The organism is Kitasatospora sp. NPDC091257 (assembly GCF_044757675.1).
In the GTDB taxonomy this organism is placed as follows: Bacteria; Actinomycetota; Actinomycetes; order Streptomycetales; family Streptomycetaceae; genus Kitasatospora; species Kitasatospora lactacystinica.
Map to the genome: position 1 here is coordinate 1 of NZ_JBIVVI010000339.1, position 7680 is coordinate 7680.

Consider the following 7680-nt stretch of genomic DNA (forward strand, 5'->3'; position numbering starts at 1 on the left):
CACCACCAGCAGGTCCGCCCCCCGGGCCGCCTCGACCAGCGCCCCCGCCGGGGTGCCGTGGCGCGCCTCGGTGCGCACCTCGACCGGCGGCCGCTCCCCCACGGCCTGCCGGACGGCCCGGTCGGCCTCCTGCCGCGCCCGGCCCTCCAGCGCCGCCTCGTCGGTGATCCCCGGGGGGAACCAGCCGCGCGCGCCGTGGTACGTCGGGTACTCCCAGGCGATCACCGCCACCACCGCACCGCCGGTGAGCTCGGCCTGGCGCACGGCCCAGCGCAGCGCCCGCCGGGACGGCTCCGAGCCGTCCACCCCGACCACGATGCGGCCCTTGTCCTCGGGCCGGTCGGCCATGGCTCCTCCTCGACTCGACGGCGGCGGAGGATCGCACCGGTCGGTGGTCCCCGTCACCGGGCTCGGTGTCCAGCCTGGTACCGACCGCACCGGGCGCGCAGCGCGGCTGGTCCGGGCGGGTGGGTGGGCCGCGGCCGACGACGGGCGGGCCCCGGGTCGGCGGCGCGGGCGGACCGAGTGGAAACCTGCACATGAAAACGGATATCGTTTCGCCGGATCCCCCGTGCCGGACCGGTTGCGGGGGCATATGAACATGACAACACTGGCAGAAGGCGAAGCCTCGAATGCGCACGGACACGGCGGGAGTCGGAATGCGAGTGGACGCCGCGCTGGCCGGGACCTGGGTGGACCGCTGGGAGCGCCAGCAGGAGCGGTACGCGGTGGAGCGTGAGGAGCGCTTCACCGTCATCGCCGACGTACTGGAACAGACCGTCGGACACCGCGGGCGGCCGCTCGTCGCCGATCTCGGCAGCGGCCCCGGCTCGCTGTCGGCGCGCGTCGCCGCCCGCCTGCCGCACGCCGAGATCCTCGCCGTCGACATCGACCCGCTGCTGCTCGCCCTCGGCCGCGCCCGGCACCCCGAGGTCGCCCGCTGGATCGAGACCCTGATCGGCCGCCCGGGCTGGGTCGGGGACCTCGGGCTCGACCGTCCGCTGGACGCCGTGGTGTCCACCACCGCGCTGCACTACCCACCGCCGGACGCGCTGCTCGGGATCTACCGCGACCTCGCGGGCGTGCTGCGGCCCGGCGGCGTCCTGGTCAACGGCGACCACCTGATCCCCGAGGACCGGCCGCTCGCCGAGCTCGCCCTCGCGATCGGCCGGCGCCGCGCCCGGCGCCGGGGCGCCGACGCCGCCGAGGACTGGTCCCAGTGGTGGGCCGCGGCCGGGCGGGTCCCCGAGTTCGCCGACCTGCTGACGGCCCGCGAGCGGCAGCTGCCCCCGACGGACGGCGCCGGCAACGGCCTGTCGGCCGCCCGGCACGGCGAACTGCTGCGGGAGGCCGGCTTCCGGCAGGCCGGACCGGTGTGGCAGTACGGCACCAGCTCCGTCCTCGTCGCCCTGCGCTGACCCCGGCCCGGAAAGCGATCCGGAGCGACCCGTCCGGGAAACGATCCGGAGCGCCGACTTCCGTACCGGCACAGTCTTTGCGAGCGCGTGACACACGCGCCCTGTTGATCACCCAGGGAAACGGTTAGCGTTTCCCTCGGTCGCCGACGCCCGCCGCGGTGGGAGCCGCACGCGGCGTCCGACCGCGCGCGCCACGCCGACGCGCGGACCGCCGGGGGACGCGGGCCGACACGGGGCAGCCTGTCGGCGGCTGCGGCCCCCTCCGCCGACTTCTCACGGAGAGCTGGTTTCGCATGCGGCCCTTACCGCTGTATCTCGAACCACGGTTGGAGCCCCCGCTCCGATCCCTCCTGGAGGAACGCGACCTCCTCCACACCCTCACCGACGCCCTGGGATCGCCCCTCAACCTGCTCCTGCCCGAGCAGATCGCCGAGAACCTGGCACGCTTCCAGGCCGTCTACCGCAAGCACCACCTCACCGGCCGGATCCACTTCGCCCACAAGGCGAACCGCTCCAGCGCCCTCGTCCGCCGGCTCGCCGCCACCGAGGCCGGACTGGACGTCGCCTCGCTCGCCGAGCTCCAGCACGTGCTCGGAGCCGGCTGCCCGCCCGAGCGGATCATGGCGACCGGGCCGAAGAACCGCGAGTACCTCTGGCTGGCGGCCCGCACCGGCGTCACCGTCCACCTGGACTCCCGCGCCGAACTCGACGACCTGGCCGACCTGGTGCGCAAGCAGGCCCTGCCCCCGGTGCGCGTCATGCCCCGGCTGTCGGGCTTCCGGGCACCGGGGACCACCGTGCTCACCCGGCCGAGCCGGTTCGGCACCGACGTCGGCGAGCTGACGGAGCTGCTCGACGCGCTCGAACGCCACCGGGACGCCGTGGAGACGACCGGCGTCGCCTACCACCTGGACACCACCGGCGTACCGGAGAAGGCCGTCGCCCTGGAAACCTGCATCACGGTGCTGAACGAGTGCCGGCGCCGGGGGCTGCGGCCCCGCACCGTCGACATCGGCGGCGGGTTCGGGGTCGACTACCTCGCCGACGCCGGCCAGTGGGAGCGGTACACCACCGAACTGACCCGTGCCGTTCTGGGCAAGCGGCCCGCACTGACCTGGCAGGGCCACGGCTACGGGCTGCGCAACGAGTCCGGCAGACTGCGCGGCACCCTCGGACTGTACCCGGCGCACCGCCCGGTGGCCGCCGAGGCCTACCTGGACGAACTGCTCTCCTACCCGGCGCCCACGCTCGGACGGCCGCTCGGCACCCTGCTGCTGGAGAACCTGTACGACCTGGCGGTGGAGCCCGGCCGGGCGCTGGCCGACCAGTGCGGGGCCACCCTCGCCCGCGTCCTGGAGGTCCGGCACACGGCGGCCGGCGAGCACCTGGTGCGGCTGGAGATGAACGCGCGGGACGTCGGCCTGGAGGAGCACGGGGTGCTGATGGACCCTCTGCTGATCCCCCGGCCCGGTGCGCCGGCCACTCCCCACCCGCCGGACGAACCGGTCGGCGTCCACCTGATCGGCAACCTCTGCCTGGAGACCGACCTGATCACCCGCCGGACGGTCTTCCTGCCCCGCCTCCCCGCCCCCGGCGACCTGCTCGCCTTCGCCAACACCGCGGGCTACCTCATGGACTTCAGCGCCGGCCGCGCGCTGCGCCAGCCCGTGGCGCGCAAGGTCGCCGCGTACCGGCAGGACGGCGCCTGGCGCTGGCGCCTGGACGAGCAGTACTGGCCCGTCGACGTGACGGCCGCCGCAGGACACCGGGGGGACGGACAGGCATGAGGTACGACAGCATCACCGACGCGATCGGCAACACCCCGCTGGTCCGGATCGACCCGGCGGTCACCGGCCTGACGCACATCGACCTGTACGCCAAGCTGGAGATGCTCAACCCGTTCGGATCCGTCAAGGACCGCGCCGCCTGGAACATGACCCGCGAGGCCCTGCCCGGCGCCGTCGAACGCGGCGACACCGTCGTGGAACTGTCGAGCGGCAACACCGCCAAGGCGCTCGCACTGATCGCCGGCCTGCACGGACTGCCCTTCAAGAGCGTCACCAACCGGATGAGGGTCCCCGAGGTCAAGGACCTGCTCCTGCTGCTGGGCGCGGAGATCGAGGAACTGCCCGGCCGCACCGAGTGCCTCGACCCGACCGACACCGACGACCCGCTCACCCGCATCCACCGGATGCTCTCCGAGGCGGACTCCGGCTACCTGCACACCGACCAGTACTACAGCCCGCTCAACCTCGACGCCCACCTCACCGGCACCGGGCCGGAGATCGTCCGGGACCTCGACGGCCGCGCCCCCGACCACTTCATCGCCTGCGTGGGCACCGCCGGTTCGTCCACCGGCGTCGCGGCCGTGCTGCGCGCCCACAACCCGGCCGTCGAGGTGCTCGGACTGGTCGCCCACAAGTCCGACTTCATCCCCGGCATCCGCACCATCGACGAGGTGCACGAGGTCGGGCTGTTCGACCCCGCCACCTACGACGCCATCGCGTCGGTCACCTCCGACCAGGCCATCGAGGGCATGCTCACCCTGCTGCGCCGCTGCGGCCTGCCGGCCGGCCCGACCGGCGGCGGCGCCCTCTTCGGCGCCCTGCGCCACCTGCGCACCGTGGACGCCGAGTTGGCGCGACGGGCGAGCGGCGAACGGCACACCGCCGTCTTCATCGTCTGCGACCGGGTCGAGAGCTACCTCAGCTACGTCCGCCGCCGCCGGCCCGAGCTGTTCAACCAGCCCGCCCGGCCGAACCCGGTGGAGGCCGTGACCCCGGCCGAACTGGCCGCCGCCCGGACCGTCGAGGTCGACGCCGCCCGGAAGTGGATCGCCGAGGACCGGCCGCTCGTGGTCGACCTGCGCGGTCCGTTCGCCTTCGCGGCCCTGCACATCGAGGGCTCGATCAACATCGTCGACGAGCTGTTCGACGAACTCCTGCACGGCGGACTGCCGTTCGGAACCCACCAGCCGGTGCTGCTGGCCTGCCCGGTCGGCGAGAAGTCCGCCCGGTACGCCGCGCTGCTCGGCCGGATGGGACACCGGGACGCGCGCAGCCTCACCGGCGGCATCATCGCCTGGCGCGACGCGGGCGCCCCACTGGTCCGGGACTGAGCGGAGCCGGCCATGACCACCCTCACCGAGCTCCACGACTGGCACCGCGACCTGCGGGCACAGTTCCCCATCGTCACCGGCAACCCGGACCGGGCCTACCTGGACAGCGCGGCCACCTCGCAGAAGCCCCGGGCGGTGCTCGACGCCGTCCAGCGCTACCTGACCACCGCCAACGCCAACGCCGGCCGCGGCACCTACACCTGGGCCAACGCCACCACCGCGCTGGTCGACCGCACCCGCACCCGGGTCGCCCGCTTCCTCGGCGACCCGGCACCGCAGCAGCACTCCGGCGTCCACTTCGTCAGCGGCACGACCGAGGGGCTGCGCACGGTGGCCCGGGACTGGCTCCCCCACCACCTGCGGGACGGCGACGAGATCATCGTGCCGTTCGCCGACCACCAGGCGAACGCGCTGCCCTGGCTGGAGGCCCAGCGGCTGCTGGCCGGCCAGGGCGTGCGCATCACGGTGCGCGAACTGCCGTACGACCCGGCCTCGCACGACTACGACCACCGCGCGCTGGCCGGACTCGTCACCGACCGCACGGCGTTCGTCGCCGCCACCCATGTGCACCACGTGTACGGCGGCGACATGAACGTCCACCGCATCCGGGCCGCGGTCGGCCCGCACGTGCCGATCTGCCTGGACGCCGCGCAGAGCGTCGGCCACCTGCCGGTGGACGTCGGCACGCTGGACGTCGACTTCGTGGTCTTCTCCGGACACAAGGCCATGGCCCTGCCCGGCACCGGCGCGGTGTGGGCCCGCAACACCCGGGGCCCGGTCTTCACCCCCGGCGGCTGGAACGGCACGCCCAACACCTGCGGGATCGCCGCTCTGGAGGCCGCCCTGGACTGGCTCGACGCCGCCGGGCCGGACCGCGTCCGGCGGTGGAACACCGCCCTGGCCGCCCGGCTCACCGACGGGCTGCGCACCCTGGCCCCGTACGAGGTCCTCGGCTGCCGGTCGAGCCTGGCCGCCGATTCCGCGGTCCAGCAGCGCGAGGGCATCGTCACCTTCCGGCACCGCGGGATCGGCTCCAACGACCTGGGCTTCGTCCTCGACAGCCACGGCCTGATGGTGCGCGCCGACGGCCACTGCCAGGCGAGGGCCGGGGAGCGCGAGAGCTCGGTGCGGGTGAGCCTGCACGTGTACAACGGCCCGGAGGAGATCGACCGGCTGCTCTCCGTGCTGCGCGGGCTGCGGTAGCGGCCCGGCCCGGGCGCGGCGTTCCGCGCCCGGGCCGCTTCGCCGGCGTGGAGTCGGGCGCCGCCGGCGGGCCGTCACATCCGCTGGAGGTTCCGCACCAGTCCGGTCATCTTCGGCGAGGGGGCGACGTTCAGCTCCCGCTGCAGGAACGAGCGGTAGTGCTGGTACGAGCGCAGCGCGCTGGCGAGGTTGCCCTCGGCGAGGTGCACCTCGACCACGATCCGGTGGGCCGTCTCACGGACCGGGTCGATGGCGATCGCCGCCAACGCGGTCTGCAGCGCCGACAGATAGCGCTCCGCGTCGCACAGTTGGTGCGCCAGACCCTCCAGGGCGTACAGCCGCAGCTGGTCCCACCGCTCCCGCTCCAGCGTCAGCCACTCCTCCTCCCAGCCCGGCAGCAGCTCGGCGGCGAGGTCGTCCACGATGTCGTCGCAGCTGACCGGCAACCGGTCGAGGCCGGACACGACCTGCCGTGCGGAGCAGCGCGCAGACCGCAGGTCCACCCGGACCGCCGGGGCGAGGCGCAGCCACTGCCCCGGGCTCTCGACCGGTATGGCCCGGCCGCGCCGCACGTGGTAGAGGGCGGTGCGCAGGTTCGCGGCCGAGCGGTGCTGGGTGCAGTCCGGCCAGAGCCGTTCGGCGACCGCCCCGCGCTGGACGCCGCCGTCGTGCAGGGCGAGGAACGCCAGCAGGTGCTGAGCACTCACCGGAAGGGAGACACAGCGTCCCGCGTCGGTGGCCTCGAAGCCCCGCAGCAGCTCGATGCCCGGACCGTCCCACAACACACCCCCACTCTGTCCCGACAGTCCGTCGCCCGCACCCGTTCGGACATGCCCCGGTTGCGGCCGAGGCCCGTCACGGCCGTGTCCGTCCGGCCCCGGACCACCGTCGCGCGTGCGTCGCACGGACGTTGTGACGGCGTCACGGTGACGCCGCCCGGGCGTCACGGCCGTCGTCGCCGACCGTGACGGCGGCGCCCCGCAGTCGACCGGCCGACACCCTAATGGGCCGCCCCCGAACGGGTGTTGGAGAAGCCGCCGCTCCGCCGTGGGCACCCGGCCCGGTCCGCGGGACCGCCGGCGGTCACGGCGCGTGCACCGACCGGGCCGTGACGCGGCGAACGGCCGCGGCGGATCCGTCACGAGGACGCGACGCGTCCGCGACGGCGCTCCCGCGCCGGCCGTGACGCTCCCGGGCACACCCGTGCGACGGCCGCCCCGTTGACTGGCACCACCTGCTGCCCGGCGGAGCGCACCCGAAGCCCCGCCCGACACCGGAAGGCGATTCCCATGAAAGCCAGATCGGTGCTGCACGACGTCCGCACCCCCGAGGACGGACTCCTCGGCGACCCGGCCGTGTGCATCGCCGTCCTGGACGGTCCCGTCGACCTGTCGCACCCCTGTTTCGAGGGCGCGGACCTCACCCGGCTGGACACGCTCGTCGCCGAACCGGCCGGCAACGGCCCGATGTCGCTGCACGGCACCCACGTCGCGAGCCTGCTCTTCGGCCGGCCCGACGGTCCGTACGCCGGGATCGCCCCGCGCTGCCGCGGACTGGTCCTGCCGGTCTTCACGGACGCGGGCGAAGGCCGGGTGCCGCAGCTCGACCTGGCCCGGGCCGTCGAACGCGCCGTGCAGGAGGGGGCGCACATCATCAACATCAGCGGCGGCGAAGCCGGCACGGACGCCCAGCCGGACCCCATGCTGGAGCGGGCGCTGCGGCTGTGCGACGAGAACGGGGTCCTGGTGGTCGCGGCCGTCGGCAACGACGGCTGCGACTGCGCCCAGGTGCCGGCCTCCGTCCCGACGGTGCTCGCCGTCGGCGCGGCCGGACCCGACGGCGAGCCGCTGGACATCAGCAACTGGGGCTCCGCGTACGCCACCCACGGCGTGCTCGCCCCCGGGAGCGACATCGAGGGCGCCGCCCCGGGCGGGGGCGGCG

General features: G+C 74.5%; 7 protein-coding genes. 5 read left to right on the forward strand and 2 right to left on the reverse strand.

All coding sequences use genetic code 11. The features are described from left to right. On the reverse strand, positions 1–348 hold a 348-nt coding region (locus tag ACIQOV_RS17690; protein WP_401049450.1), incomplete at its 3' end, for a universal stress protein. Positions 349–659: 311 nt separating this feature from the next. Between ACIQOV_RS17690 and ACIQOV_RS17695 the strand changes: the two genes are divergently transcribed. From ACIQOV_RS17695 to ACIQOV_RS17710, 4 genes are all read left to right on the forward strand, one after another. Further along, a complete protein-coding gene (locus ACIQOV_RS17695) occupies positions 660–1418 on the forward strand; it encodes a class I SAM-dependent methyltransferase (RefSeq protein ID WP_401049451.1) in 759 nt (252 codons plus the stop codon). A gap of 293 nt (positions 1419–1711) precedes the next feature. Further along, positions 1712–3205, forward strand: a complete 1494-nt coding sequence (locus ACIQOV_RS17700) for a Y4yA family PLP-dependent enzyme (RefSeq protein WP_401049453.1) — start codon at positions 1712–1714, stop codon at positions 3203–3205. Continuing rightward, the gene (locus ACIQOV_RS17705; protein WP_401049455.1) at positions 3202–4536 is read left to right on the forward strand and encodes a pyridoxal-phosphate dependent enzyme; all 1335 of its coding nucleotides are present in this window, start codon (positions 3202–3204) and stop codon (positions 4534–4536) included. Before ACIQOV_RS17700 ends, ACIQOV_RS17705 begins: the two co-directional genes overlap by 4 nt. Before the next feature lie 12 nt (positions 4537–4548). Then, entirely contained in the window at positions 4549–5739 is a 1191-nt protein-coding gene (locus tag ACIQOV_RS17710; RefSeq protein WP_401049456.1) for an aminotransferase class V-fold PLP-dependent enzyme, read from the forward strand. Between the two features lie 74 nt (positions 5740–5813). Here ACIQOV_RS17710 and ACIQOV_RS17715 read toward each other — a convergent pair whose 3' ends face one another. Continuing rightward, on the reverse strand, positions 5814–6524 hold the full coding sequence (locus tag ACIQOV_RS17715; protein ID WP_359915540.1) for a BTAD domain-containing putative transcriptional regulator: 711 nt from the start codon (positions 6522–6524) through the stop codon (positions 5814–5816). 504 nt (positions 6525–7028) lie between these two features. On the opposite strand from ACIQOV_RS17715, the gene ACIQOV_RS17720 reads away from it, so the two are divergent. Next, positions 7029–7680: S8 family serine peptidase (locus tag ACIQOV_RS17720; RefSeq protein ID WP_401049459.1), on the forward strand; the 652-nt coding region annotated here is incomplete at its 3' end.

Excerpts from the sequence above, each read along its gene's own strand:
- ACIQOV_RS17705 (WP_401049455.1), top strand. The coding sequence starts at position 3,202 with ATGAGGTACGACAGCATCACCGACGCGATCGGCAACACCCCGCTGGTC.
- ACIQOV_RS17695 (WP_401049451.1), top strand. The coding sequence starts at position 660 with ATGCGAGTGGACGCCGCGCTGGCCGGGACCTGGGTGGACCGCTGGGAG.
- ACIQOV_RS17710 (WP_401049456.1), top strand. The coding sequence starts at position 4,549 with ATGACCACCCTCACCGAGCTCCACGACTGGCACCGCGACCTGCGGGCA.
- ACIQOV_RS17700 (WP_401049453.1), top strand. The coding sequence starts at position 1,712 with ATGCGGCCCTTACCGCTGTATCTCGAACCACGGTTGGAGCCCCCGCTC.